Genomic DNA, 25,018 nt, shown 5'->3' with positions numbered 1-25,018 from the left:
CCCTCCAGGATCAGGTCAGCCGCGGGGTGCCGCTCAGACCTTGTCCTTCTCGGGGGTCACGTCCTTGGCGGTTTCGGCCTTGGCCGCGTCGATCTCGGCGGTGCCGTCGTTGACGCCCTTCTTGAAGGCGGTGATGCCTTTGCCGACCTCGCCCATCAGCGACGAAACCTTGCCCCGGCCGAAAAGCACCAGGACGATGACCGCAATCAGCAGCAGGCCCGGCAAACCGATGTTGTTAAGCATGGAGACCTCCATTCCCGGCCCCGGTGGCGGGGCGCATGACTTGACTGTTCCCGTCATACGGCCAGGCTTTGCCCGGTTCCAAGGCCCATCTGGCTTGCGCGCCCACCTCAACTGACAGTATTTTGTCAGTAGCTCTGAGGAGACCATGGCCCGCGACGCCCGCCTTTATGACCTGGTGCAGATCCTGCGCGACGGGCGGCTGCACACCGCGGCCGAACTGGCCGAGGCCTGCGGCGTGTCGGTCCGCACGATCTGGCGCGACATGGCGATGATGGCGGCGACCGGCCTGCCGGTGACGGGCGAGCGGGGGCTCGGCTATATCCTGCGCTCGCCCCTGATGCTGCCGCCCACCATGTTCACCGCCGACGAGATCGACGCGCTGGCCACCGGCCTGCGCCATGTCGAGGCGACCGACCCCAGCCGCGCCCGCGCCGCCCGGGCGCTGCTTTACAAGATCGCCACCATCCTGCCGCAGGCCGGCATCGACCCGCCGGGCGAAGGCTGAAGGCCGCGGGCGGACGCCTAGGCCCGCCCTGCCTCGCGCTGCCGCGCCGTCCGGCCGCCGCGCCTTCCGGTGGCCGAGGGCGCGTCCAGCCCCTGCAACAGGGTGGCCGTCATCGGATGGTCGGCCGCATCCGGCCCGTATTCCGCGATCAGGCAGCGCAGCGCATCGGTGACCGAGCGGTCCTGCGGCAGGCTCAGCGCCCAGTCGACAAAGATCGACCGGCATTCGCCCAGGGTGATGCCTTCGATCCGGTAGCTCTCCCGCACCAGGCCCTTCGGGTCCGCCTCTTCCAGTCGCACCGCGCGTCTCCCCATCCCTGCCTATCCTTCAAACTGGCGCGCAATCGCGGCCCCGGCAAGGGCGACCGACGCGGCCAGCCGCTCGGCCAGCGCGGCGACCGTCGCCTCGCCGGTTTCGTGCAACAGGAAGGCCCGCCCGCCCTCGCCCAGCGCCTGCATGTCCAGCGGCGCCTCGGTCAACAGCTTGCCCGCGGCATGCAGCCGCCACAACAGCCGATAGGACGACAGCAGGGCGTCCTGGTCGGCGGGCGCGACGCCGCCCGCTGGCGTGGCGATCTGGCGTTCAAGCTGACGCGCCGGGCTGCCGGCCAGCAGCGCGGCCATCTGCGCGCAAAGCTCGATGTCCATGATCCGCCCGGGACCGTTCTTGGCGTCCCAGGCCCCCAGCGCAGGCTTTGCCGCCTGCACCCGCGCCCGCATCTCGGCCACGTCGGCGCGCACCCTGGCCGCGTCCCTGCCCTTGGCCGCGATGATCTCTCGCCGCAGGGCTTCGACGTCGTCGGCAAGCGTGGCCTCTCCCGCCATCACCCGGGCGCGGGTCAGCGCCAGATGCTCCCAGGTCCAGGCTTCGGTCAGCTGGTAGTCGCGCCAGCTGGCCAGCGAGGTCGCCACCGCGCCGGCCCGGCCACTGGGGCGCAGCCGCACGTCCACCTCGTAAAGCCGCCCCGCCGCGGTCTGCGCCGACAATGCGGTGACCATGGCCTGCGTCAGCCGGGCGTAATAGGTCCGCACCGGCAGCGGGCGGCGGCCGTCCGACTGCTCGACCCCCTCGGCGTCATAGATCAGGATCAGGTCCAGGTCCGACCCGGCATTCAGCCGCGCCGCGCCCAGCGACCCCAGGCCCAGCAGCACCGCGCCGCGCCCCGGCAGCGCGCCGTGCCGGACCTCGAACTCGGCCACCACCTCGGGCCAAAGGCCCAAGGTCACCGCCTCGGCCAGATCGGCATAAAGCTTGGCCGCCTCGAAGGCGTCGATCAGCCCGCGCAGGTGGTGGACGCCGACGCGGAAGTGCCACTCCTTGGCCCAGTTGCGCGCCGCATCCAGCTTGCGCTCATAATCCCCCGCCTCGGCCAACCGCCTGGCCAGGTCCGGCACCAGCCCCGCCACCCCCGGCCAGGGCGCCCAGAAGCTGCCGCCGATCACCGCATCCAGCACGCCGGCATTGCGCGACAGATACAGCGCCAGCCCCGGCGCCGTGGCCGCAATGTCGATGATCAGGTCCACCAACGACGGGTTGGCCTCGAACAGCGAGAACATCTGCACGCCCGAGGGCAGCCCGCGCAGGAACCCGTCCAGCGCCACCAGCGCCTCGTCCGGGTGCGCCGCCCGCATCAGCCGTTTCAGCAACTGCGGCCGCAGCCGGCGAAAGATCGCCTGCGCCCGGTCCGACCGCAGGCAGGGATAGTGCTGCCAGCCCGCGACGATGGCCTGGGCGTGGTCCGACAACTCCGGCCCGTCCTCGGCCTCGGCCGGGGCAAAGAACCCCTCGGTCAGCCGGTCGGTGCGCGCCAGCCGGTCCAGCAGGCCGGCGCGGAAGCTGGCCTCGTCCTGGCCGCAGAAGGCAGCGATGCGGGCCACGCCCTCGGCTGTGGCCGGCAGCGAATGCGTCTGGGCATCGTTCACCATCTGCAGCCGGTGCTCGACCTCGCGGTGAAGGCGGTATAGCTCGGTCAGGTCCTCTGCGACCTCGGGCGGAATCCAGCCTTGCCAGGCCAGCGCCGCCAGCCCGCCAACCGTGGTCCTGTCGCGCAGGCTCGGGTCACGTCCCCCGGCGATCAGCTGCCGGGTCTGGGTAAAGAACTCGATCTCGCGGATGCCGCCCTGCCCCAGCTTGATGTTGTGGCCTTCCACCATCACCCGCCCGTGCAGCCCCCGGTGGTCGCGGATGCGCAGGCGCATGTCGTGGGCATCCTGGATCGCCGCATAGTCCAGGTGCTTGCGCCAGACGAACGGGGCAAGCGAGCGCAGAAACCGCTCGCCCGCGGCCAGATCGCCGCCGCAAGGCCGCGCCTTGATATAGGCCGCGCGCTCCCACGTCCGGCCTTCGGCTTCGTAGTAGCCATAGGCCGCCGCCATCGACAGGCAGACCGGGGTCACGCTGGCATCGGGCCGCAGCCGCAGATCGCTGCGAAAGACATACCCCTCGGCAGTGACGTCGCTGAGCAGGGCCGTCATCTTGCGGGTGACGCGGATGAAGGCGGCGCGGGCCTCGCCGGCGTCGTTGCCATAGCGGGTTTCGTCGAACAGGCAGATCAGGTCGATGTCGGACGAATAGTTCAGCTCGTGGGCGCCCATCTTGCCCATGGCCAGTGCCACCATGCCGCCGGCGGTCTCGGCATCGGCCTCGCTCTGCCCGGGCAGCTTGCCGCGACGAATCTCCTCGGCCACAAGCCGCCGCATCGACAGGTCCACCGCCAGATCGGCCAGCCGGGTCAGCGCCCCGGTCACCTGCTCCAGCGCCCAGACCCCGCCCAGGTCGCACAGCGCCGACAACAGCGCCACCCGCCGCTTGGCCTGCCGCAGCGCCGCACCCAGGCCGTCGAGCGGTACGTCGGCCACAGCCGACAGCACCGCCTCAAGCGCCGCCTCGGGCACGCCGGAAAGGGCCGCGCGCAGCCAGTCCGGGTCACGCAACGCCAGGTCGCGCAGGTAGGGCGAACAGCCCGCGGTGGCGGCGATCAGGTCGCGAACCCCGGCCGGCAGGTCGGCAAAGGCGGCGGCGGTGTCGCGGGCCGCCTCGGGATCGAAGGCGATGGGCTGGCGCGACAGGCGGGCGGCAAAGGCGTCGGTCATGGCCGGCACAATGTGGCGCGCTGCGGCCGGGGTCAATGCGGCGCCGGCGGCACGCTTCGGCCTTGCCCGGCGGGGCCGGTCCGGCCAAGCTGCCGCCGAACCCGGAGACATCCCATGTCGAAAAGCCTTGCCCGCGTCCGCGCCGCCTTGCAGGCCTCGGGCCTGGCGGCCGAACCGCTGGAGATGCCGGCCGAGACCCGCACCGCCGTTCAGGCCGCCGCCGCCGCCGGCTGCGCGCTGGACCAGATCGTCAAGTCGATCCTGTTCCAGGGCCTGCGCAGCGGCCGCCTCTATCTGTTCCTGACCGCCGGCGGCAACCGGGTGGACGAGGCCCGCGCCGCTGCGCTGACGGGTGAACCGCTGGGCCGCGCCGATGGCCAGACCGTGCGCGATGTCACCGGCTTCGCCATCGGCGGCGTCGCACCGCTGGGCCATCTCAGCCCCCTGCCCGCCTGGATCGACCCCAGGCTGCTGGACTTCCCGCAGGTCTGGGCCGCCGCCGGCACCCCGCGTCACATCTTTCCCGCAGCCCCTGGCGAGTTGGCCCGCGCCGCCGGGGCCATCCGCGCGGACTTCTGCCGTGCAATGTAAACTCTCTTCACATCCCTCTTGAACGACTCGGCGACAGGGTCCATCTTGCCTGATGTGAAAGCCATTCACATACCGCAACCGGGGAGACACCGCCGATGAACACCACTGCCACCGCCCAGCAAGGCTGGGTCCGCCGGGCCGAAACCTGGCTCGATGCCCGGGGCAAGGGGGCCTGGATTGCCGCCATGGTGGCGGGGTTCGTGGTCTTCTGGCCCGTCGGGCTTGCCCTTCTCGCCTACATGATCTGGGGAAAACGCATGTTCGCAAAGAACTGTCACGGCTACGGCCGCAACCACGACCAGTCGCGCGCCTGGGGCCGCGATTGGGGCCGCTCTGACCGGGCCGCCTTCCGTCCCTCGGGCAACGCCGCCTTTGACGCCTACAAGGCCGATACCCTGCGGCGCCTGGAAGACGAGCAGGAGGCCTTCGAGACCTTCCTGCAACGCCTGCGCGAGTCGAAGGACAAGAAGGAATTCGACAGCTTCATGGAAGACCGTGCCCGCATTGCCCGCGAAACCGGCCCCGCGGCCGAAACCGAAGCCGGCCCGGCCGAGGACACCAGCCGGCGCGGCGAATACTGATCCTTCGCGCACCCTTCTGCCCCGCCCGGGTCGCCCGGGCGGGGTTTTCGTTTGCATGATTCAGACAAAACTGTGACCTTGGCGGAAACCTCGCGGCTTGCTAGGCTCTGCCCCGACAGTCACCGGAACCGACCCGATCCGCGCCCATGCGCCACACGCTTCCCATCGCGCCCCAGTTCTATGTGACGGCGCCGCAGTCCTGCCCCTATCTCGAGGGCCGGATGGAGCGGAAGCTGTTCACTGCCTTGCAGGGCGAACATGCGCAGCGGCTGAATGACACGCTGTCCAAGCAGGGCTTCCGGCGCAGCCAGAACGTGCTGTACCGCCCGTCCTGCGCGGAATGCTCGGCCTGCCTTTCCGCCCGCATCCGGGTGGCGGATTTCGCACCCTCCCGCACCCAGAAGCGCATCCTGAAGAAAAGCGCCGATCTGCGGCGCAACGCCACCTCGCCCTGGGCCACCGAGGACCAGTTCCAACTGTTCCGCCGCTATCTGGACAGCCGCCACGCCGATGGCGGCATGGCCGACATGGACATCTTCGAATTCGCCGCGATGATCGAGGAAACCCCGATCAAGAGCCGGGTGATCGAATACACCCGTCCCTCTGGCCGCGGCGAACGCGGCCGACCGCTGGCCGCAGTCTGCCTGACGGACGTCTTCGACGACGGCCTCTCCATGGTCTACAGCTTCTACGATCCCGACCTCGCCGACAGTTCGCTGGGCACCTACGTGATCCTCGACCACATCGCCATCGCGCGCGAAGCGGGCCTGCCTTTCGTCTATCTCGGCTATTGGGTGCCCGGCAGCCGCAAGATGGGCTACAAGGCGGGCTTCTCGGCCCTTGAGATCTACAAGACCGGCCAGTGGCAACCGATCGGCGAGGTCTCGGCTCACGGCGCCGAACTGCACCCGCTGTCGGTCGATCCCATCGCCGAGCAGGTCGCCCGCATCGCGCTGCCCGAGGCGCGGTTGACCCGCGACTGACCCTGACCGGAACGCCGCAGCAAGGCGCAACCGCCGCGCCGTCCGCCCGCAGAGCCGACCGCGGCCCCGACCCGACTGCGACCTAGGGCCGCGACTGCTTCGCCCTCCCGCAAGGTCGAGATTGACGCTCCCCGATTTGGCTGACTATGTGGCACAAACCGGCCCGAAGGCGGCGGCAGTCCGCCGGGTCCGCGCGTGAACGAACGCAAGGGGGGAGCCCGATGCAACCACTTCTGGCGCTGGCGCGCCTGATCGACCGCATGACGGCCCTGGTCGGCCGGGGCGTGATGTGGCTGATCTTCATCGCCGTCCTGGTCAGCGCCGGCAATGCCATCATGCGCAAGGCGATCAACTGGTCCTCGAACTCGCTTCTCGAACTGCAATGGTATCTGTTCGGTGCCGCCTTCATGGGCGCCGCCGCCTACACGCTGCAACAGAACGAGCACATCCGCATCGACATCTTCTACGGCACCCGCACCCGCCGCACCCAGCACTGGATCGACCTGTTCGGCCACGTGTTCTTTCTGCTGCCCTTCGTGGTGCTGATGAGCTGGATGTTTGTTCCCTACGCCTACCAGGCCTGGAAGATCGGCCAGATCTCGACCAATGCCGGGGGCCTGATCATCTGGCCTGCACGCGCCCTTCTGGCGGCTGGCTTCATTCTGCTGATCGCCCAGGCGATTTCGGAAATCATCAAGAAGATCGCGGTGATGCGAGGCGTCATGGAGGACCCGCACCCGTTCGTCTCGGCGCATGAGGCGGCCGAACTGGAAGGCGCCGAGCTGGCTGCCGAAGTGGCGCGGCTGGCGGAAGCCGCCCGCCGCACCGAGGAGGCCCGCAAATGATCGAATTCATCGCCATCAGCATGGCGCCGATCATGTTCGCCTCACTGGTGATCTTTCTGCTGCTGGGCTATCCGGTCGCGTTTTCACTGGCCGCCAACGGCCTGGTGTTCTTTGCCATCGGCGTCTGGCTGGCGCCCTATTCCGAAGGCACCATCACGCTTGACTGGCCACTTCTGTTCAGCATGCCGCAGCGCATCTGGGGGGTGATGTCGAACGAGACGTTACTGGCCATTCCATTCTTCACCTTCATGGGCATCGTGCTTGAACGATCCGGCATGGCCGAAGACCTGCTCGACACCGTCGGCCAGCTGTTCGGCCCGATCCGCGGTGGCCTGGCCTATGCCGTCATCATCGTCGGCGCGCTGCTGGCGGCCACCACCGGAGTCGTGGCGGCCTCGGTGATCGCGATGGGGCTGATCTCGCTGCCGATCATGCTGCGCTACGGCTATGACCGGCGGGTGGCCTCGGGGGTGATCGCCGCATCAGGCACGCTGGCGCAGATCATCCCGCCCTCGCTGGTGCTGATCGTGCTGGCCGACCAACTGGGCAAGTCGGTCGGCGACATGTATGCCGGCGCGCTGGTGCCGGGCCTGGTGCTGACCGGGCTTTACATGGCCTACGTCTTCCTGGTGTCGATCATCCGGCCGGCCTGGATGCCTGCCCTGCCGTCCGAGGCGCGCACGCTGGGCCATGGCATCACCTCGCTGCTGGTCGCGCTGGCCGCCTGCATGGCGATCGGCTATGCGGCGCATGTGACGCTGTATCCGACCCTTGGCGCCGACGCCGACCTTTACGGCGCCGCCATCGGCATCGTCGTGATCTATGTCTATGCCCTGATTGACGGGGCGCTGGGACTGAACCTGCTGTCCCGGCTGGCCAGCCAGGTGATCCGCGTGCTGATCCCGCCGCTGGCGCTGATCTTCCTGGTGCTGGGAACCATCTTCCTTGGCATCGCCACCCCCACCGAGGGCGGTGCCATGGGCGCCATGGGTGCCATGGTCCTGGCGGCGATGAAGAACCGGCTGAACTATGGCGTGATCTCGCAGGCGCTGGCCTCGACCACGCGGCTGTCGGCCTTCGTGATCTTCATCCTGATCGGCGCGCGGGTATTCTCGCTGACCTTCTACGGCGTGAACGGCCATGTCTGGGTGGAACACCTGCTGGTCGGCCTGCCGGGCGGCCAGACCGGGTTCCTGATCATCGTCTCGATCCTGGTGTTCCTGCTGGCCTTCTTCCTGGATTTCTTCGAACTCGCGTTCATCATCGTGCCGCTGCTGGTCGCCCCGGCCGAGGCGCTGGGGATCGACCTGATCTGGTTCGGGGTGATCCTGGCGGTGAACATGCAGACCTCGTTCATGCACCCGCCGTTCGGGTTCTCGCTGTTCTACCTGCGCTCGGTGGCGCCCAAGTCGCCCTATACCGACAAGGTGACGGGCGAGCGGCTGGCCGGCGTCTCGACCGGGCAGATCTACTGGGGCGCAATTCCCTTCGTGGTGATCCAGGTGGTGATGATCGGGGTGACCATTGGCTTCCCGGGCATGGTGATGCACTACAAGGCCCCCACGGTGGACCCGACCTCGGTCGAGATCAAGATGCCCGGCCTTGTCCCGCTGGCCCCCGGCGGCAGCACCGCCCCGGCCCCCGGAACGCCCAGCCTGGGCGCACCCGGCCTTGGAGCACCCGGCCTCGGCGTGCCGAACTTCGGCACCGGCGGCGGCACGGCGCCGCCCGCCCTTGGCGCCCCCAGCTTCGGAACCGAAGGCACGGCCCCCGCGCCCGCGCCCGCGCCCGCGCCCGCACCTGCCCTGCCCGGCGCACCGGCGCTTGGCGCGCCCAGCTTCGGCACCGCCGAGCCGCCCGCCCCCGCACCCGCCCCCGAACCGGCCGCACCGGCGATCCCCGTGCCGAACCTGGGCGGCCCGCAACTGAACCCGCCGGTCGTCAATCCCTGACCGCCGGCGGGCCTGCAACGGGCCAGCGGCCGGGGTCAGCCCTCGGCCAGGGCGTGGGCGATGTCCCGGGTCTGGCGGTACAGCGCCTTCCACAGCGGATACTGCCGCCCGTAGGCCGCCACCGCCTGCGGCTCGACCGTGCGCATCACCCGGTTCCATCGTCCGATCTCGTCCGGCATGACCGCGCCCGTCGCCACCGCCGCCAGAAAGGCGTTGCCATAGCTTGCGCCCATGGTCTTCTCGCAAACCAGTTGCGGCACCCCCGCCAGGTCCGAGGTCGCCTGCATCCAGACCGCGTTGTTCGTCCCGCCACCGACGGCCAGCACGCGGGCGGGCGTCGCGCCCACTTCGCGGCAGGTGTCAAGGACATGCGCCGTGCCGGCCGCGATCCCTTCCAGCACCGCCCGATACAGGTCTCCGCGGGTGTGGGTCAGGTCCAGTCCGAAGAAACAGCCCTTTGCCTTCGGGTCATGGATCGGGGTTCGCTCGCCCGAGAAATAGGGCAGGCAGAGCAACCCCTTGGCCCCCTTGGGACTGGCCGCCGCCTCGGCCGTCAGATCGGCGAAGTCCAGCCCCGGCGCAAGGCAATCGCGGAACCAGTGGGTCAGCGTGCCGCTGGTGGCCAGCCCCGCCATCGAGGCATGCATGCCCGGAAACAGCCAGGGCGCATACCACAGCCGCGCATCGCGCACCGGCCGGTCGGTGACCTGGATGATGAAGATGGTCGAGCCATACATCAGCATCATCTCGCCGGGATGCTGCACGCCGACGCTGACCGCCTCGGCCGCCGCGTCGATGGTGCCGCAGGTGACCGGCGTGCCCTCGGCCAGCCCGGTTTCGGCCGCCGCCGCTGCGGTGACCGCCCCGGCAATGTCGGTGGACCACATCAGCCGCGGCAACCGGTCCGGGCCGATGAAATCGGCCAGTTCGGCCGTCCAGCGCAGCCGGTTGACGTCATAGAACGGCGAGAAGTTCGCCGCCGTGTAGTGGTCGATGACGTGCTCCCCGGTCAGCTTCCAGGTGATGTAGCTGGTCGAGGTCAGCACCTTCGCCGTCCGGGCGAACAGCTCGGGGTGGGTCTCTTTCAGCCACAGGATTTTCGGCCCCACCGCCTGCGAGGTCAGCGCATTGCCGCAATGCTCCAGAATGCGGTCTTCGCCGATGGCCGCATTCAGCCGGGCGATCTGGGCCGTCGCGCGGGTATCGACGCCGTAAAGCACGCCGTTCATCAACGGCTTGCCGGTCGCATCCACCGGCAGCATGCAAGGGCCGATGGCGCTGGCCGCAACGCCCCGGATGGTCGAAGGCGCCACGCCCGAGGTTGCGACCAGGTCCCTGGTGATCGCCACGAAGTCGCCCCACCAGTCCTCGTCTGCGCGATGCTCGGCCCAGCCGGGACGCGGCACCAGCATCCGGTGCGGTCTGCTGGCCTGGGCTGCGATCCGCCCGTCGCCATCGACAAGGACGCCCTTCGACTCGAAGGTCCCGATGTCGATGCCCAGGGTGTAGGTCATGGGTCGCGCCTTTCCTGACGGCCCGACGCTAGCGCGAAAGCGCAGGGCCGGAAAGGCCCGGCGCAAGCCGATCAGCCGGCATCCTTGCCGGGGTTGAACAGCTCGGGGTGGTCGCGTTCCAGCGGTTCGAGAAACCGCACAAGCTGGCTCAGGTGCAGCTTGACCGCCATCCGGGCCGCCCGCGGATCGTGCGCCTCAAGGGCCGCCAGAATTGCCTGGTGCTCGGCGAGGGTCTGTTCCATCCGCCCCGACACCGGCAGCACCAGTTGGCGCGCACGGTTCACATGCAGCCAGGCGGTCTGGCTGACCTGGGCCAGGTGGCGAAACCCGGTGAACGACAGGATCAGCTCGTGCATCTCGGCATCGGCCAGGTAGAAACCGGCGACGTCGCCCTCGGCCACCAGGGCTGCCTGCAGCCTCAGATTGCGGCGCAGCAGGCCAAGCTGGGCTTCGGTGACACTGCCCGAAACGCGCTCGATCGCCGCCAGTTCGATCGCCTCGCGCAGGAACGCGCCCTCGCGGATCTCTGCCATCGAAAAGCGGGCGACATAGCTGCCGGCCTGGGGCACCACGTCAACCAGGCCTTCCGCCGAAAGCCGCGCCACGGCATCCGCGACCGGACTGCGACTGACCCCCAGCGTCTTGCAGATTTCCGGCTTGCGCAGGGCATCGCCGGGCCTGAAGCTCAGCCGCAGAATCGCCTCGCGCAACGACTGATAGACCCGCTGCCCCAGCGAGCCGGAAAAGTTGCCCAGCGGCCGAAGCCGCTGATCGACGGGTTCCACTTGTGGCCGGCCTTCGCGTTCATGTAGCATACTAACATGTTAGGCCGAGGGGGCAGCCTGTCAAGGAATCCGGGGACGACATGGCCAAGGGCACCAGCCGCCTGCAGCCGCGCGACAAGGCAGTGATCGTGCCTGGCAACCTGCCCGCCGGACACCCGGTGCAGGGCCTCTCCCCGGGACTGCGCAGCCTGCCCCGGATGCGCTCTTGCGCCCAAGTGCCGCCCCGAATGTCCGGAGCAGTGACGTGACCCGCCCGCCCTATGCCTGGCCCGACCCGGACCGCGACTATGCCAACGGCGCCTTCATTGCCGGGGGCGAGGCCTATCCGGCCCGCTGGGCCGCAGAAGCCGCAGCCTTCCGCGCTGCCGTTGCGACCCGCGCGCGGCTGGGCCTGCCACATGGCCCGGATGATCGGCAGCGGTTCGACCTGTTCCTGCCCGAGGGTGCCCCGCAGGGCTGCGTGGTGTTTGTCCATGGCGGCTACTGGATGGCCTTCGGCCGCGAAGTCTGGTCGCATCTGGCGGCCGGGCCGCTGGCGCGGGGCTGGGCGGTGGCGCTGCCGTCTTACACGCTGGCGCCCCAGGCCCGGATTTCCGCGATCACGCTGGAAATCGCCGCGGCCTGCCGGGCGGTTGCGGCTCTGGTGCCAGGGCCACTGGTGGTGGCCGGGCATTCCGCCGGCGGGCATCTGGCCGCCCGCATGGGCTGCGCCGATATCGCCGCGCCGGTGGCGCGGGTGGTGCCGATCTCGCCACTGGCAGAGCTTGGCCCGCTGATGGCCACCCGGATGAACGCAACGCTGCGGATCGATCCGGCCGAGGCGGCCGCGGAAAGCCCGGCGCGGCTGGCCCTGCGGCCCGGAACCTCGGCCCATGTCTGGGTCGGCGCGGCCGAGCGGCCCGCCTTCCTGTGGCAGGCGCGGGTGCTGGCCGAGGAATGGGCCTGCCCCTGGACCGTCGCGCCGGACCGGCACCATTTCGACGTCATCGACGCGCTGGCCGATCCCGGCTCGGACCTGGTCGCGACCCTGATCGGGCGGTAACCCAAAGACGCCGCCCCGAAACGGCGCCGCGCGGTCCCTGCGCCTTCCGGAGCCAGGCTCACGCCAAGCTCAGGCCACACTCAGGCCAGACCGGTGACTTCCGCCATCTCTTCGGCCCGTCGCGCCTCGGCCTGCCGGGTGGCCTCGATCCGGGCCAGCCGGCGCCGGTTGATCTCGTAGGCCGCGGCCAGCAACAGCGTGAAACAGATCAGCAGGAAGGCCAGGGCATTGATCGTGGGGGTGATCCCGGATCGCACTTTCGAGAACACATAGACCGTCAGCGTATCGGCACCGCCGCGGGTAAACTGGGTGACGTTGAAGTTCTCGATCGACTGGAAGAAGGCCACCGCCGCGCCCGCCCCGATGGCCGGATACAGATGCGGCAGCAAGATGCGCCGCATCACCTGGCCGTGGCTTGCACCCAGGTCCAGCGCCGCCTCCTCCAACCCGGCATCAAAGCTTTGCAGCCGCGCCAGCACCAGAAGCATCACCATCGCGGCGATGTAGCTGACCTGGCCCAGAACGCTGAGATGCAGGCCGGGGATGAACGGGAACGGCTTGTCCACGCCGAACAGGACGCCGCCCAGCTTGGTCCACATGATCATCGTCGAGATGCCGATCACCACGCCGGGGATCAGGATCGTCGCGATCATCATGCCGTAAAGCACGGTGCGCACCCGGCCCGAGATCGAGTTGATCAGGATTGCCGCCGCCGTGCCGACGACGACCGAGATCACCGCCACCGCCGCCGCAACCCACAGCGTGTTGGCAAAGGCCAGAAGCATCCGCTCGTCGTGCCAGAGATCGACGAACCAGCGCCCGGTCCAACCCTTCCAGGGCACGATCGACGGCAGCTTGTTGTCGTTGAAGGCCGCCCCCGACATCACCACCAGCGGTGCGATCAGATAGACCAGGAACAGCAGCGCGTAGAGGTGGGAAAGGTTCAGCCGCAGCTTGTGCATCGGTCCGCCCCCTACTTCGCGATGTCGGACAGCTTGACCTTGAACACCCACAGCGCCAGGCTGACAAAGACGGTGCACAGGAAAAGCAGGATGAAGGCGTAGGCGCTGGCGGTGTTCCAGTCCAGCGCGTCCTTGAACCACTGGTCGATGGTCTGGGTGAACCATTGCGAGGTGGTCGAGCCCAGGATGGACGGCACCAGAAGCGAGCCCGCCGACAGCATGAAGACCATGACCGACCCGCTGGCGATGCCGGGCTTGGCATGCGGCAGCACGATGCGCCAGTGCGTCTTCCACCACGGCGCGCCCAGGTCCTCGGCCGCCTCGATCTGGTTGGTGTCCAGCGACTGGATCGCGTTGTAGATCGGGAACAGCATGAACAGGACGTAGGTGTAGATCAGCCCGATCACCACGCCGGTATAGCCCATGTTGGTCCAGCGGATCGGGTCCTCGATCAGGCCGATGCCCTGCAGCAGCGCGTTCAGCGGGCCCTTGAAGGCCAGGATGATCCACCAGGCAAAGGCGCGCAGCACCTCGCTGACCCAAAGCGGAATGAACAGCATCAGCAAGAGCGTCGGCAGCGTCGTCGGATTGACGATCTTGGCCATGTAATAGGCCAGCGGGTAGGCCATCGCAAAGCAGACCAGCGTGACCAGCATGGAATAGAGGATGGTCAGGAAGAAGGTGTAGACATGCACCGGAATCTCGAAGGACATGCCGAACAGGGATTTCTCGACGTTGCCGTCGAACACCTTCATGTAGTTGTCGAACGAGTAGAAATCCTTCGGCCCGCCCACTTCGACCACCGGCAGGTAGGGGCGGAAGCTCTGCTCGAACAGCGTGATGTTCGGCACGATCACCAGCATCAGCAGCCAGAACGCCACCAGAAGGCAGATCAGCAGCGTCAACCCCGGGCCATAGCGGCGCATCATGTCATGCATGGCGTCAGCTCCGCACGTCGGCGTCGGGCAGGATAGAGGCGCGCGCGGCGTCAAAGCTCATGTGCATCTTCGCGCCCATCTCCGGCACCGTCGCGGCGCCGTCGTTGCGGATCTCGGCCGTCAGCCGGGCGCCGCTGTCCGACAGCGCCAGGACCGAGATGAAGTTGCCCTCGAAGGACACCTCGGTGATGGTCACGGGGATCGAGTTCTCGGGACCCGGCGCCTTGGTCAGCGCGGTGTGCTCGGGCCGGACGTAAAGCTTGACGTTGGTCTGGCCGGCGATGTCGCCCAGCCGGGCGCGAAACGTGCCATGCGGCGTGGCAAAGCTGGCCATGCCTTGCGACGGGTTCTGAACATCGCCGGTGAAGACGTTGTTTTCCCCCACGAAAGCGGCGACGAATCCGTTCACCGGATTGTTGTAGATGTCGCGCGGGTCGGCGATCTGCTGGATACGGCCCTGGGACATGACGCCCACCCGGTCCGACATCGCCAGAGCCTCGCCCTGGTCGTGGGTGATGTAGATGAAGGTGACGCCGGTGCGCTTCTGGATCGCCCGCAGTTCCGCCCGCATGTGCTGGCGCAGCTTGAGGTCCAGCGCCGAAAGCGGCTCGTCCAGCAGCATCACCTGCGGCTCGACCGCCAGCGCGCGGGCGATGGCGACGCGCTGCTTCTGGCCGCCCGAAAGCTGGCTGACCATCTTGTCGGCGGCGCCCGGCAGGTCCACCAGCCTCAACAACTCGTCGGCCTTGGCCCGCCGGGTGGTCTTGTCCACCCCGCGCACCTCAAGCCCGAAGGTGATGTTCTCCCAGATCGGCATCAGCGGGAACAGCGCCAGGTTCTGGAAGATCAGCGCCGTCGGGCGCTGGTTCGGGCGCTGGCCGCGCACGTCCTTGCCGCCGATCCGGATCACGCCCCGCGACGGCTCGATGAAGCCCGAGACCATGCGCAGGATGGTGGTCTTGCCGCAGCCCGAAGGGCCGAGGAACGAGAAGAATTCGCCCGGGCGCACCGAGACATTCGCATGATCCACCGCGCGGAAGCTTCCGAAGTCGCAGCAGACGTTTTCCAGATCGATTCCGGCGCTCATCGCGCGTGGTCCCCCTGTCGTGTTTTCTTTGTTTGGCGCAAGGCTAAGCAGGCCGCGCCGCGCGCGCAATGGGTATCGCCGGACGGCGATGCGGGCTTGCGCCCAAAGCGACCGTCCCGCGCCGAAAACAGGCACGCCGGGCCCCAAGAAGGGCCCGGCGCGTCGTCTCGGGTCGGCGCCGGATCAGGACGCCTTGTACTTGTCGGCGTATTCGGTGCGCTTGGCGATGAATTCGGCCGACTGGTCGGGCCACCACCACAGCTTGGACAGCGCCTCGTCGTTGAAGGTGCCGTTGTAGTAGGTCGACACATCGGGGTTCATCAGTTCGGCCGCACCCTTGCCGACCGGGTTCGACGAGAAGGCCGAGGCCCATCCCGAAGCGCCTTCGGCCGTCGAGACGTATTTGACGAACTCATGCGCCTGTTCGATGTTGGCGGCGTTCTTCATCAGCACAAAGCCCTGATGCCAGGCGAAGGCGCCCTCGACCGGGGCCACATACTTGTAGCCGTCGTTGCGCAGGTTGAAGCCGGTCGAATCCCAGCACAGGCCGATGGTGGCACCATTGGCGGTGAAGCCGGCGTTGGCCTCGTTCTCGCCCGACCACCATTGCACGACGTTGCCCTTCAGCTTGGTCGCCTCGGCCAGCGCGATGTCCCACAGCTCGACCATGGCGGCCATGTCGGTGTAGCCGTCCATCCACGGCCGCGGCAGCTTGCCCTGCGCGTCCAGCCAGCGGCCCATCGCGGCCAGCGTCGAATGCGGGCGCAGCACCGCCGAGTTCGCCGGGTTGAACAGGTCGCCCAGGCTGGGCGGAGAGCTGAGCTTGGCCTCGGCTTCGTTCACCACCAGCGACTCGGTGCCCCAGTTCGACGGCACGTAAAACAGCTTGCCGTCGGCCCGGCTGCGTTCGCCGGCCGAACCGTCGGCCAGGCCCGGCAGATAGTTGTCCATCGCCAGCTTCGCCTCGTCGAAGGGCTGCAGCAGGCCGTTCGAGTTCCAGCCGCCCCAGCGGTCGATGGTCGGTTCGATGATGTCGATGCCGCCGGCTTCCAGTGCCACCTTGGCTTCGGCGAACATGGTGTCCTGGTCGGGCAGTTCCTTGAAGTTCACCTTGATGCCGGTGGCCTTCTCGAAGGCCGGGAACACCGTTTCGGTCAGCGCGGGATAGCCCGCCCAGCCGACAAAGTTGATGACGCCCGAAGAAGAGGTCGTCTGCGCCGAGATGATCGAGGGCGCGGCCAGAAGGCCCGCGCCAGCCGCCGAGGCCTTCAGGAACCGGCGGCGGTTCAGAGTGGATTTCATGGTCAAGGTCGTACTCCCTGGTTGACGTCTTTCAGTTGCGCGGCGGGTGGTCCCGCCGTCGTTGGGTCGGGTTCCGCCGGCGACCGCCTTCTTGCACCTTCCGGTAACAATCAGATTGTGGCCTGGCCTGACGGAACCCTGCGCGTCGCAGCATAGGCCAGCCGCCCCCCTGGCTGTCAACGCACCTCGCACGCCGGGCACGGCCCGCAGCCGGAATTTTGTCGGGCGGAAGGGGTTTCTCAACCCAGGCGGGCAAGTGGCCCCGGCGCCGCGCTTGCCGGCCGCCGTGCGGATGAAAAAGGGGGCCGAAGCCCCCTTTGCCGGTCGTCGATTGCAGACCCGGGATCAGTCGATCATCGGGATCAGCGCATCCAGGCTTTTCTTGGCGTCGCCGTAGAACATCCGCGTGTTGTCCTTGTAGAACAGCGGGTTCTCGATGCCGGAATAGCCGGTGCCCTGGCCGCGCTTGGAGACGAACACCTGCTTGGCCTTCCAGACCTCCAGCACCGGCATGCCGGCGATCGGGCTGTTGGGGTCTTCCTGCGCCGCCGGGTTCACGATGTCGTTCGACCCGATGACGATGGCGACGTCGGTCGAGGGGAAATCGTCGTTGATCTCGTCCATCTCCAGCACGATGTCATAGGGCACCTTCGCCTCGGCCAGAAGCACGTTCATGTGGCCCGGCAGACGGCCCGCCACCGGGTGGATGGCAAAGCGCACGGTCTTGCCGCGCGCGCGCAGCTTGCGGGTCAATTCGCTGACCGACTGCTGCGCCTGCGCCACCGCCATGCCGTAGCCCGGCACGATGATCACGCTGTCAGCGTCGTTCAGCGCCGCCGCCACGCCGTCGGCGTCGATGGCGATCTGCTCGCCGGCGATCTCCATCGCCGGGCCGGTGGTGTTGCCGAAGCCCCCGAGGATCACGCTGATGAAGCTGCGGTTCATCGCCTTGCACATGATGTAGCTCAGGATCGCCCCCGAGGAGCCCACCAGCGCGCCGGTCACGATCAGCAGGTCGTTGCCCAGGGTAAAGCCGATCGCCGCCGCGGCCCAGCCCGAGTAGCTGTTCAGCATCGACACCACCACCGGCATGTCGGCGCCGCCGATGCCCATGATCAGGTGATAGCCGATGAAGAAGGCCAGCGCCGTCATCAGGAACAGCGGGAAGATCGAGGCGGATTGCAGGTAGAACACCAGCATCAGCACCGACAGCAGCGCCGCGCCAGCGTTCAACAGGTGCCCGCCCTGCAATTGCTTGGCCTTGCCGTCGATCTTGCCGGCCAGCTTGCCGAAGGCCACCACCGAGCCGGTGAAGGTCACCGCGCCGATGAAGATGCCCAGGAACACCTCAACCCGCAGGATGTTGAACTCGACCGGCGTCTTGTGCGCCAGAACGGCGCCGAACCCGGCGAGGGCCTGCCGCGCCGCTTCGTCCATGCCCAGCACCCGGGCGGCCTCGATATGCGCGTTCAGGCCGATGAACACCGCCGCCAGGCCGACGAAGCTGTGCAGCGCCGCCACCATCTGCGGCATCTCGGTCATCTGCACCATGGTCGCGGCCTTCCAGCCGAGGAACGCGCCCCCAGCCAGCGCGGCGATCAGGAACAGGCCGCTGAAGAAGCCAAGCGACACTTCCGGCCCGAAGATCGTGGCGACAACCGCGATGCCCATGCCGACGATGCCGTACCAGACGGCCCGCTTGGCGCTTTCCTGGCCCGAAAGCCCCCCCAGCGCGAGGATGAACAGAACAGCAGCCGCGATATAGGCGCCCTGGGTCAATCCGATGCTCATGGCGCGGCCCTCACGACTTCTGGAACATGGCCAACATCCGGCGCGTGACCAGGAAGCCGCCGACGATGTTGATGGTTGCGATCAGCACCGAGACGGTGGCGAAGATCAGCACGAAGAAGTTGCCCGAGCCGATCTGCAACAGGGCCCCCAGCACGATGATGCCGGAAATCGCGTTGGTGATCGCCATCAAGGGCGTGTGCAGCGAATGCGAGACGTTCCAGATCACCTGGAAGCCCACGAAGCAGGCCAGGGCAAAGACGATGAAGTGGCTCATGAAACTGGCGGGCGCGTAAAGCCCGACCAGTGCCAGCAGCAACCCGCCGCCCGCCAGCATGCCCACCTGGGTCTGGGTCTGCTTCTTGAACGCAGCCAGTTCCTTGGCCTTGCGTTCCTCGGGGGTCAGTTCCTTGGCCTTTTCCTTGGGTTTCGCGGCGGCAATGGCCTGCACCTTGGGCGGCGGCGGCGGATAGGTGACCGCACCGTCATGCGCCACGGTGGCGCCGCGGATCACGTCATCCTCCATGTTGTGGTGGATGACGCCATCCTTCTTGGGCGTCAGGTCGGTCAGCATGTGGCGGATATTGTTGGAATAAAGGCTGCTGGCCTGGGCCGCCATCCGGCTGGGGAAGTCGGAGTAGCCGACGATGGTCACGCCATTGTCGGTGACGATCTTTTCATCCGGCACCGTCAGGTCGCAGTTGCCGCCCCGCTCGGCCGCCAGATCGACGATCACGCTGCCGCGCTTCATCGCGCGGACCATGTCCTCGGTCCACAGCTTGGGCGCCGGGCGGCCGGGGATCAGCGCCGTGGTGATGACGATGTCCATCTCGGGCGCCAGTTCGCGGAACTTGGCCAGCTGCTTTTCGCGGAATTCAGGGGACGAGGGGGCCGCATAGCCGCCCGTCGCCGCGCCGTCCTGCTTTTCCTCGAAGTCGAGGAAAACGAACTCGGCCCCCATCGATTCGATCTGCTCGGCCACTTCGGGGCGCACGTCGAAGGCATAGGTCACGGCGCCCAGGCTGACGCTGGCGCCGATCGCCGCCAGACCGGCCACGCCCGCCCCCACCACCAGCACCTTGGCCGGGGGGATCTTGCCGGCGGCCGTCACCTGCCCGGTGAAGAAGCGGCCGAAGTTGTTCGCCGCCTCGATCACCGCGCGGTAGCCGGCGAGGTTGGCCATCGACGACAGCGCATCCATCTTCTGCGCCCGGCTGATGCGGGGCACCATGTCCATGGCGACAACGGTGGCGCCGCGGTCCTTGACGGTTTCCAGCAATTCCGGGTTCTGCGCCGGCCAGAAGAAGCTGATCAGCGTCTGGCCCTTGCCCAGGGCCTTGGCCTCATCCGCATCCGGCCCGCGCACCTTGACCACCACCTCGGCGGCCTTCAGCACCGCCGCGGCATCCGCCAGCACCTCGACCCCGGCCGCGGCATAGGCCGCGTCGGTGAAGCCCGCCTTTTCGCCCGCGCCCGCCTGGATGCAGCAGCTGTGCCCCAGCTTCTGGATGGCCAGCGCCGATTCGGGCGTCATCGCCACCCGGTTCTCGCCTGCGAACACTTCCGTCAAAGCACCGATCTTCACCGCCCTCACCTCCCGTGCCGGCCGATTTCACCACCGCGTCCCTACGCGGCGCGCAACTTTCTTTCAATCCCGAATTGCGCGTGCTGCAGATGCATCATCGCCGCAGGCCGTTGCCGAAGGGCAGCCAGTTGATCCAGCGCTGCGTGCGCTGCGACCAGGCGTCGAACTCGGCCGGGAAGGCGGCCCGCAACCGCGCTTCCTCGCTCAGGATGAACCGGGTCTCGATGATCCAGACGAACGGCACCAGCAGCGGCAGCGCCCAGAGCGCCCCGAAATACACCAGCGCGCCGGCAAAGATCAGCAGATCGCCCAGATAGATCGGGTTGCGGGTGACGGCGTAAAGCCCGCTTCGCACGATCGTGGTCGGGGTCTTGTGCGGAATGACCGTGGTGCGGGCCAGGAACATCTGCCCCGACGCGAAGACCATCAGAATCGCGCCGAAGATCGCCAGCGCCAGGCCCAGAAACGACCCGACCACTCCCAGAAAACCCCAGGGCCACAGCCGCCCCAGTTGCCAGGCGACCAGCACCGCCATCGCCGTCCAGACCGGCGGATAGTCAAGTTCCTTGAGTTCGCGCATCCTGCATCCCCTTCTTGTGGCACCAGCTTCGGGGTCCTGCCGCGGAATGGCAAGCCGCCAGCATGCCGCGCCAAGGGAACTTGGACCTTGGCATTCCGCCGGCCCTGAGGCATGACCGGACCAGCAGAAAAAGGGTCCTCGCATGTCCACCGATTTCGCCGCCACCAAGCGCCAGTTCCTGTTGCCCCAAGGGGTGATCTACCTTGACGGCAACTCGCTGGGTCCGCTGCCGCGCGGGGTGGAACAGCGCCTGCAGACCACAGTCACCGCCGAATGGGGCCGGATGCTGATCCGCGGCTGGAACGCGGCCGGCTGGATGGAGATGCCGGCCCGCGTCGGCAACCGCATCGCCCGACTGGTTGGCGCGGAACCCGGCAGCGTGGTGATGGGCGACACGCTGTCGATCAAGGTCTACCAGGCGCTGGCCTCGGCGGTGGAAATGAACCCCGGCCGCCGGGTGATCCTGTCCGACACCGGCAACTTCCCGTCCGACCTGTATATGGCCGACGGGCTGGTGCGCACCCTGGGCCAGGGCTATGCCCTGCGCACCGTCGCCCCCGAGGCGGTGGAAGAGGCCATCGACGGCACCGTCGCCGTCCTGATGCTGACCGAGGTCGACTACCGCACCGGACGCCGCCACGACATGGCGCGACTGATCCGGAAGGCGCATGCGCACGGCGCGCTGGTGGTCTGGGACCTGGCGCATTCCGCTGGCGCCTTTCCGGTGCACCTGGCCCGCGACGGCGCCGACTTTGCCGTGGGCTGCAGCTACAAGTACCTGAACTCCGGCCCCGGCGGCCCGGCCTTCATCTACGTCGCGCCGCGCCATCAGGACGCCGCCCGCCCCGCGCTTTCGGGCTGGCTGGGGCATGCGGCGCCCTTCGCCTTCGACCTGGACTATCGCCCCGGCCAGGGCATCGAGCGGATGCGCGTCGGCACGCCCCCCATCCTGCAACTTGCCGCCCTCGATGCCGCGCTGGACGTCTGGGACGCCGTGGACCTGAACGACCTGCGCGCCCGCGCGCTGGCGCTGCAGGACCGCTTCATCGCCGCGGTCGAAGCCGCCTGCCCCGCCCTGACCCTGGCCACCCCCCGCGACCACGAAAGCCGCGGCAGCCAGGTCAGCTTCCGCCACCCCGAAGGCTATGCCATCATGCAGGCCCTGATCGCCGAAGGCGTGATCGGCGACTTCCGTGCCCCCGACATCCTGCGCTTCGGTGTGACGCCGCTCTACATCGACGAGGCCGACATCGACCGCGCGGCCGCGATCCTTGCAGCCATCATGGCCAAGGGCACCTGGGACCGTCCGGAATTCAAGACCCGCGCCGGCGTGACCTGAGCTGCGACGCCGGCAAGACCGACGGATTCTCACAACACCGACGGATTTTCACAATCCTGTCATCATCGGGATCGATGCGCGGTTTGACGCTGAGGCAGGCATCCTCTAGGGTCGCGGCAACCGTTTCCGGGAACCTCCGTTCCCGGGACATAAACAGATGAGCCAAGCGATGCGATTGTCCGGTGTGCCCGCCCTGCTGAAAACCCCCGTCGTGGCCATTCTGGCCGCAAGCCTTCTTGCCGCCTGCGTCGATCCGATGACCGGCCAGCCGGTTGGCAGCACCTCGAACGCGCCCGCGCTGCCCAAGGCCGACGACAACGTCTATGTCGCCAAATCGGACGGCGTCTATACGGTCCCGGCCCTGCCGGTCGAGCAGATCCCCGCCGCCTTCCGCCGCCAGGTCGTCGAATACACCAGCAACGAAGCCCCGGGGACGATCATCATCGACCCGCGGCAAAAGGTGCTTTACTACATCATGGGCCGCAACAAGGCCCTGCGCTACGGCATCGCCGTCGGCAAGGCCGGCTTCCAGTGGTCGGGCACGGCCATCGTGGCCGAAAAGAAGCACTGGCCGACCTGGACGCCGCCGAAAGAGATGATCGCCCGCAAGCCGGAACTGTCGAAGTGGGAAAACGGCCAGCCCGGCGGTCCGACCAACCCCTTGGGCGCGCGTGCCATCTACCTGACCTCGGGCGGGGTGGATTACGGCTACCGCATCCACGGCACCCCGGAATGGCAGTCGATCGGCCGGAATGCCTCGTCCGGCTGCATCCGGATGATCAACCAGGACGTGATGGACCTGTTCGAGCGGGTCAAGGGCGGCGAAAAGGTGATCGTGCTCACCGCCTCGGGCGAGATGCCGAAGGGCCTGTCGATCCCGAAACCGCCGGCGGTGTCGAAAAAGCCCGCCGCAGCGGTCGTGGCCGCCCCGGCGATGCCGACGCTGAATGTCCTGCCGCCGCCCTCGATCGTGACCGGCGCTGCGCCGGCCCCCGCTGCCCCGGTGGTGCCCGCCGCCGCTCCGGCCGCTCCGGCGGCCCCGGCTCCGGCGGCCCCGGCTCCGGCGGTCGCGCCGGCCCCGGCCTGCGCGGTGCCTCTGGTCAACGGCGCCTGCCCGTCGAACTGATCCGGCGCATCGCAACCCTGTCCTGGCAAGGGCCGCCCATCGGGCGGCCCTTGCTGCAGTCAGGCGGCTGCCGCAGCCGCCCAGGCCGCATCCTGCTCGGCCGCCCAGCGCAGCGCCGGGCGGTCGACGCAGCGGTCCACCCAGTCACGGATGCGCGCATCCTGCGGCATCGTCTCGCGGAACCAGGCATAGGCCGAATGCACCAGCAGGTCCGCCGCCGAGAACCGCTGGCCCAACAGCCAGGGCCCCCGTTCCAGCGCGGCCGAGATGCGCGCCGCGACCTCGGCCGGGCCGCGGAAGGTGGCGTCGAGGAAGGGGTGCGACAGGTCCGCGGCTTCATGGATCAGCACCGGCTCCATCACGTTGCCATACCAGAACAGCCAGCCCAGACAGGCGCCATGGGCCGGATCGCCCGGCACCGGCGCCAGTCCCCGGTCGGGAAACAGCGTGGTCAGATACAGCATCACCGCGGCAGTCTCGGTGACCAGGGTCCCGTCATGCAGCAGCGCCGGCACCTTGCCTTCGGGGTGCGGATTGCCGGGGTCGCGGTGGCCGGTGCCGTCCCGCCGCGGGATGTCGGTCAGGCGGATGTCCACCGCGTCGGTCGCGTCCATCTCGCGCAGCAGCGCCAGGACGCGGGTCGAGCGGCTGTTCGGGGCATGAAAGAAGGTCAGCATGGGCGGTCTCCTCTTGGCCTGGCCCGGTCGTTGCGATCCGGCCCTGCCCCGGTATACTGCCGGTCTCCTGTCAGAATCTGTCAGCAGCCATGGCCCGTGCCGACCGCCTGTTCCGCCTTCTCGATGTGCTGCGTCGCCTGCCGCAGCCGGTGACGGCCGCGCGCCTGGCCGCAGAAACCTCGGTCAGCCTGCGGACCCTCTATCGCGACATCGACGCGCTGCGCGCCGGAGGGGCGCGGATCGAAGGGGCGGCGGGTCTGGGCTATACCCTGGCCGAAGACCCGGCCCTGCCGCCGCAGATGTTCACACGGCTCGAGGTCGAGGCGCTGGTGATGGGCCTTGCCGAAGTGCGGCTGGCCGGCGATGCCGAGCTGGCCCGGGCAGCCGATCTGGCGCTGGCCAAGATCGTCGCCACCCTGCCCGAGCGCGTCCAGCGGCAGGCGATCCACGCCACCCACCAGGTCTATCGCGGCGAGACCCGGCCGCCGGCACCGCCACACATGGCCCTGGTGCGCCAAGCCGCCTGGGACGAGCGCGCTCTGGACATCGCCTACCGCGACCGGGACGGCAGCCTGACCCGCCGCCGGATCTGGCCCCTGGCGCTGGTCTATCTGGACAGCGCGCTGATGTGCCTGGCCTGGTGCTGCCTGCGCCAGGATTTCCGGCGGTTTCACCTGTCGGAAATGTCCGAAGTCCGGCTTGCCGAAGACAGCTTCCGCCCCCGCCGCGTGGCGCTTCTGCGCCGCTTCATCGACCAGTTGCGCGCCGGAGTCAGGCCAGCCAGCGGTCGTAGTCGCTGACCAGAAGATGGGTCGGCGGCTCGTCCTCCTCGACGTCGGCAAAGCGGCCGATAGGCTCGCGGAAGATGTTGTCGGTCAGGTCGTCGTTGACGGTCGAGACCTCGCCGATCAGCACGTCGCCGCCTTCGCCCCAGAAGGCATGCCAGTCGCCGGGCATCAGGGTGACGCTTTCTCCGGGGGCAAGGCGCAGCTTCTCGCCCGGGCCATAGGCGCGGTCGATGCCGTCGCAGCGCACCCGACCGCCGCGGTCTTCGGCAAAGCGGCCGGCGTCGTCACTGCCGTATAGCTGCACCACAAGGGTGGCGCCGCCCCGGTTGATGATGTCCTCGGCCTTCAGGATATGGGTGTGCATGGGGGAAAGCTGGTCCTGCCGGCTGATCAGCAGCTTTTCGGCATAGCACATGCCGCCACCGCGCTGCAGGTCGGCCAAGCTGCCGTTGCGCAGGGTGAACAGGAACAACCCCATCTCGTCGAACCGGCCCTGGCCGTAGTCGGTGATGTCCCAACCGCAGCGGGCCTCGATCACCCGTCGGGCGGTGTCGCGACGGGCGCGGAACTGGTCCGGAGACCAGAAGGCGAAGGGCGGCAGAACGAAGCCGTGCCGGCGGATCATCTCGTCCGCGGCTGACATGATCGCGTTGATGCGGGACCGTTTCATGCGCCGCCCTCCCTGACTGGCGCGACCATTTGACGGCATTTCC

At 68.2% G+C, this 25,018-nt stretch carries 24 protein-coding genes; 10 read left to right on the top strand and 14 right to left on the bottom strand.

What is annotated here, in order from left to right; all coding sequences use genetic code 11:
- Positions 1–33: 33 nt before the first annotated feature.
- Positions 34–243 carry a twin-arginine translocase TatA/TatE family subunit gene (locus LHP98_RS02075; protein ID WP_227250833.1) on the bottom strand — a complete coding sequence of 70 codons (210 nt, stop codon included), beginning with the start codon at positions 241–243 and terminating at the stop codon, positions 34–36.
- Positions 244–388: 145 nt separating this feature from the next.
- On the opposite strand from LHP98_RS02075, the gene LHP98_RS02070 reads away from it, so the two are divergent.
- Positions 389–748 carry a helix-turn-helix transcriptional regulator gene (locus LHP98_RS02070; RefSeq protein WP_227250832.1) on the top strand — a complete coding sequence of 120 codons (360 nt, stop codon included), beginning with the start codon at positions 389–391 and terminating at the stop codon, positions 746–748.
- Positions 749–765: 17 nt separating this feature from the next.
- Here the strand turns inward: LHP98_RS02070 and LHP98_RS02065 are convergent, their stop codons facing one another.
- Entirely contained in the window at positions 766–1,047 is a 282-nt protein-coding gene (locus LHP98_RS02065; protein WP_227251530.1) for a hypothetical protein, read from the bottom strand.
- A gap of 21 nt (positions 1,048–1,068) precedes the next feature.
- A complete protein-coding gene (locus tag LHP98_RS02060) occupies positions 1,069–3,840 on the bottom strand; it encodes a glutamine-synthetase adenylyltransferase (RefSeq protein ID WP_227250831.1) in 2,772 nt (923 codons plus the stop codon).
- Between the two features lie 114 nt (positions 3,841–3,954).
- Between LHP98_RS02060 and LHP98_RS02055 the strand changes: the two genes are divergently transcribed.
- From LHP98_RS02055 to LHP98_RS02035, 5 genes are all read left to right on the top strand, one after another.
- On the top strand, positions 3,955–4,431 hold the full coding sequence (locus tag LHP98_RS02055) for a YbaK/EbsC family protein (RefSeq protein WP_227250830.1): 477 nt from the start codon (positions 3,955–3,957) through the stop codon (positions 4,429–4,431).
- Between the two features lie 95 nt (positions 4,432–4,526).
- The gene (locus tag LHP98_RS02050) at positions 4,527–5,012 is read left to right on the top strand and encodes a DUF2852 domain-containing protein (RefSeq protein WP_227250829.1); all 486 of its coding nucleotides are present in this window, start codon (positions 4,527–4,529) and stop codon (positions 5,010–5,012) included.
- A 146-nt stretch (positions 5,013–5,158) separates the two neighbouring features.
- The gene (locus tag LHP98_RS02045; RefSeq protein ID WP_227250828.1) at positions 5,159–5,995 is read left to right on the top strand and encodes an arginyltransferase; all 837 of its coding nucleotides are present in this window, start codon (positions 5,159–5,161) and stop codon (positions 5,993–5,995) included.
- Positions 5,996–6,216: 221 nt separating this feature from the next.
- A complete protein-coding gene (locus LHP98_RS02040) occupies positions 6,217–6,840 on the top strand; it encodes a TRAP transporter small permease subunit (RefSeq protein ID WP_227250827.1) in 624 nt (207 codons plus the stop codon).
- Entirely contained in the window at positions 6,837–8,792 is a 1,956-nt protein-coding gene (locus LHP98_RS02035) for a TRAP transporter large permease (protein WP_227250826.1), read from the top strand. Before LHP98_RS02040 ends, LHP98_RS02035 begins: the two co-directional genes overlap by 4 nt.
- Positions 8,793–8,827: 35 nt before the next feature.
- Here the strand turns inward: LHP98_RS02035 and LHP98_RS02030 are convergent, their stop codons facing one another.
- Positions 8,828–10,306: an FGGY-family carbohydrate kinase gene (locus LHP98_RS02030; RefSeq protein WP_227250825.1), complete on the bottom strand. Its 1,479-nt coding sequence runs from the start codon at positions 10,304–10,306 to the stop codon at positions 8,828–8,830.
- Positions 10,307–10,377: 71 nt separating this feature from the next.
- On the bottom strand, positions 10,378–11,091 hold the full coding sequence (locus LHP98_RS02025) for a GntR family transcriptional regulator (RefSeq protein ID WP_227250824.1): 714 nt from the start codon (positions 11,089–11,091) through the stop codon (positions 10,378–10,380).
- Between the two features lie 244 nt (positions 11,092–11,335).
- Here LHP98_RS02025 and LHP98_RS02020 point away from each other — a divergent pair, with 244 nt between their 5' ends.
- Positions 11,336–12,133 (top strand): alpha/beta hydrolase, encoded by a 798-nt coding sequence (locus LHP98_RS02020; protein WP_227250823.1) that lies wholly within the window; start codon positions 11,336–11,338, stop codon positions 12,131–12,133.
- Positions 12,134–12,213: 80 nt separating this feature from the next.
- On the opposite strand, the gene LHP98_RS02015 is transcribed toward LHP98_RS02020, so the two are convergent.
- The 7 genes from LHP98_RS02015 to LHP98_RS01985 all read right to left on the bottom strand — a co-directional run bounded on the left by LHP98_RS02015 (position 12,214) and on the right by LHP98_RS01985 (position 20,375).
- Entirely contained in the window at positions 12,214–13,095 is an 882-nt protein-coding gene (locus LHP98_RS02015) for an ABC transporter permease (protein WP_227250822.1), read from the bottom strand.
- A gap of 11 nt (positions 13,096–13,106) precedes the next feature.
- Positions 13,107–14,033 carry an ABC transporter permease gene (locus LHP98_RS02010; protein WP_227250821.1) on the bottom strand — a complete coding sequence of 309 codons (927 nt, stop codon included), beginning with the start codon at positions 14,031–14,033 and terminating at the stop codon, positions 13,107–13,109.
- A 4-nt stretch (positions 14,034–14,037) separates the two neighbouring features.
- Positions 14,038–15,120: an ABC transporter ATP-binding protein gene (locus LHP98_RS02005; RefSeq protein ID WP_227250820.1), complete on the bottom strand. Its 1,083-nt coding sequence runs from the start codon at positions 15,118–15,120 to the stop codon at positions 14,038–14,040.
- A gap of 183 nt (positions 15,121–15,303) precedes the next feature.
- Positions 15,304–16,422, bottom strand: coding sequence for an extracellular solute-binding protein (locus LHP98_RS02000; protein ID WP_227251529.1), 1,119 nt, complete (start codon positions 16,420–16,422; stop codon positions 15,304–15,306).
- A gap of 345 nt (positions 16,423–16,767) precedes the next feature.
- Positions 16,768–18,213 carry an NAD(P)(+) transhydrogenase (Re/Si-specific) subunit beta gene (locus LHP98_RS01995; protein WP_227250819.1) on the bottom strand — a complete coding sequence of 482 codons (1,446 nt, stop codon included), beginning with the start codon at positions 18,211–18,213 and terminating at the stop codon, positions 16,768–16,770.
- Between the two features lie 10 nt (positions 18,214–18,223).
- Entirely contained in the window at positions 18,224–19,795 is a 1,572-nt protein-coding gene (locus LHP98_RS01990; RefSeq protein WP_227250818.1) for a Re/Si-specific NAD(P)(+) transhydrogenase subunit alpha, read from the bottom strand.
- Between the two features lie 94 nt (positions 19,796–19,889).
- Positions 19,890–20,375, bottom strand: coding sequence for a methyltransferase family protein (locus LHP98_RS01985; RefSeq protein WP_227250817.1), 486 nt, complete (start codon positions 20,373–20,375; stop codon positions 19,890–19,892).
- A 142-nt stretch (positions 20,376–20,517) separates the two neighbouring features.
- Between LHP98_RS01985 and kynU the strand changes: the two genes are divergently transcribed.
- On the top strand, positions 20,518–21,714 hold the full coding sequence (kynU, locus tag LHP98_RS01980) for a kynureninase (RefSeq protein WP_227250816.1): 1,197 nt from the start codon (positions 20,518–20,520) through the stop codon (positions 21,712–21,714).
- A gap of 157 nt (positions 21,715–21,871) precedes the next feature.
- The gene (locus tag LHP98_RS01975) at positions 21,872–22,840 is read left to right on the top strand and encodes a L,D-transpeptidase (RefSeq protein WP_227250815.1); all 969 of its coding nucleotides are present in this window, start codon (positions 21,872–21,874) and stop codon (positions 22,838–22,840) included.
- A gap of 59 nt (positions 22,841–22,899) precedes the next feature.
- Here LHP98_RS01975 and LHP98_RS01970 read toward each other — a convergent pair whose 3' ends face one another.
- Positions 22,900–23,517, bottom strand: a complete 618-nt coding sequence (locus LHP98_RS01970) for a glutathione S-transferase family protein (protein ID WP_227250814.1) — start codon at positions 23,515–23,517, stop codon at positions 22,900–22,902.
- A gap of 89 nt (positions 23,518–23,606) precedes the next feature.
- Between LHP98_RS01970 and LHP98_RS01965 the strand changes: the two genes are divergently transcribed.
- Positions 23,607–24,317 carry a helix-turn-helix transcriptional regulator gene (locus tag LHP98_RS01965; protein ID WP_227250813.1) on the top strand — a complete coding sequence of 237 codons (711 nt, stop codon included), beginning with the start codon at positions 23,607–23,609 and terminating at the stop codon, positions 24,315–24,317.
- On the opposite strand, the gene LHP98_RS01960 is transcribed toward LHP98_RS01965, so the two are convergent.
- Positions 24,289–24,975, bottom strand: a complete 687-nt coding sequence (locus tag LHP98_RS01960) for a D-lyxose/D-mannose family sugar isomerase (protein WP_227250812.1) — start codon at positions 24,973–24,975, stop codon at positions 24,289–24,291. The two genes, LHP98_RS01965 and LHP98_RS01960, sit on opposite strands and share 29 nt — an antisense overlap.
- Positions 24,976–25,018: the final 43 nt, after the last annotated feature.

Origin of the sequence: Rhodobacter sp. Har01 (assembly GCF_020564565.1) — a bacterium.
Taxonomy (GTDB): domain Bacteria; phylum Pseudomonadota; class Alphaproteobacteria; order Rhodobacterales; family Rhodobacteraceae; genus Pseudogemmobacter.
The sequence above is the reverse complement of the archived record's forward strand: the minus strand, read 5'-3'. Positions and strand labels throughout refer to the sequence as shown.

Bases quoted from the DNA above. Each gene is read 5' to 3' on its own strand.
- LHP98_RS02075 (WP_227250833.1), bottom strand. From the start codon at position 243: ATGCTTAACAACATCGGTTTGCCGGGCCTGCTGCTGATTGCGGTCATC.
- LHP98_RS02070 (WP_227250832.1), top strand. From the start codon at position 389: ATGGCCCGCGACGCCCGCCTTTATGACCTGGTGCAGATCCTGCGCGAC.
- LHP98_RS02060 (WP_227250831.1), bottom strand. From the start codon at position 3,840: ATGACCGACGCCTTTGCCGCCCGCCTGTCGCGCCAGCCCATCGCCTTC.
- LHP98_RS02055 (WP_227250830.1), top strand. From the start codon at position 3,955: ATGTCGAAAAGCCTTGCCCGCGTCCGCGCCGCCTTGCAGGCCTCGGGC.
- LHP98_RS02050 (WP_227250829.1), top strand. From the start codon at position 4,527: ATGAACACCACTGCCACCGCCCAGCAAGGCTGGGTCCGCCGGGCCGAA.
- LHP98_RS02045 (WP_227250828.1), top strand. From the start codon at position 5,159: ATGCGCCACACGCTTCCCATCGCGCCCCAGTTCTATGTGACGGCGCCG.
- LHP98_RS02040 (WP_227250827.1), top strand. From the start codon at position 6,217: ATGCAACCACTTCTGGCGCTGGCGCGCCTGATCGACCGCATGACGGCC.
- LHP98_RS02035 (WP_227250826.1), top strand. From the start codon at position 6,837: ATGATCGAATTCATCGCCATCAGCATGGCGCCGATCATGTTCGCCTCA.
- LHP98_RS02030 (WP_227250825.1), bottom strand. From the start codon at position 10,306: ATGACCTACACCCTGGGCATCGACATCGGGACCTTCGAGTCGAAGGGC.
- LHP98_RS02015 (WP_227250822.1), bottom strand. From the start codon at position 13,095: ATGCACAAGCTGCGGCTGAACCTTTCCCACCTCTACGCGCTGCTGTTC.
- LHP98_RS02010 (WP_227250821.1), bottom strand. From the start codon at position 14,033: ATGCATGACATGATGCGCCGCTATGGCCCGGGGTTGACGCTGCTGATC.
- LHP98_RS02005 (WP_227250820.1), bottom strand. From the start codon at position 15,120: ATGAGCGCCGGAATCGATCTGGAAAACGTCTGCTGCGACTTCGGAAGC.
- LHP98_RS02000 (WP_227251529.1), bottom strand. From the start codon at position 16,422: ATGAAATCCACTCTGAACCGCCGCCGGTTCCTGAAGGCCTCGGCGGCT.
- LHP98_RS01995 (WP_227250819.1), bottom strand. From the start codon at position 18,213: ATGAGCATCGGATTGACCCAGGGCGCCTATATCGCGGCTGCTGTTCTG.
- LHP98_RS01985 (WP_227250817.1), bottom strand. From the start codon at position 20,375: ATGCGCGAACTCAAGGAACTTGACTATCCGCCGGTCTGGACGGCGATG.
- kynU (WP_227250816.1), top strand. From the start codon at position 20,518: ATGTCCACCGATTTCGCCGCCACCAAGCGCCAGTTCCTGTTGCCCCAA.
- LHP98_RS01975 (WP_227250815.1), top strand. From the start codon at position 21,872: ATGAGCCAAGCGATGCGATTGTCCGGTGTGCCCGCCCTGCTGAAAACC.
- LHP98_RS01970 (WP_227250814.1), bottom strand. From the start codon at position 23,517: ATGCTGACCTTCTTTCATGCCCCGAACAGCCGCTCGACCCGCGTCCTG.
- LHP98_RS01965 (WP_227250813.1), top strand. From the start codon at position 23,607: ATGGCCCGTGCCGACCGCCTGTTCCGCCTTCTCGATGTGCTGCGTCGC.
- LHP98_RS01960 (WP_227250812.1), bottom strand. From the start codon at position 24,975: ATGAAACGGTCCCGCATCAACGCGATCATGTCAGCCGCGGACGAGATG.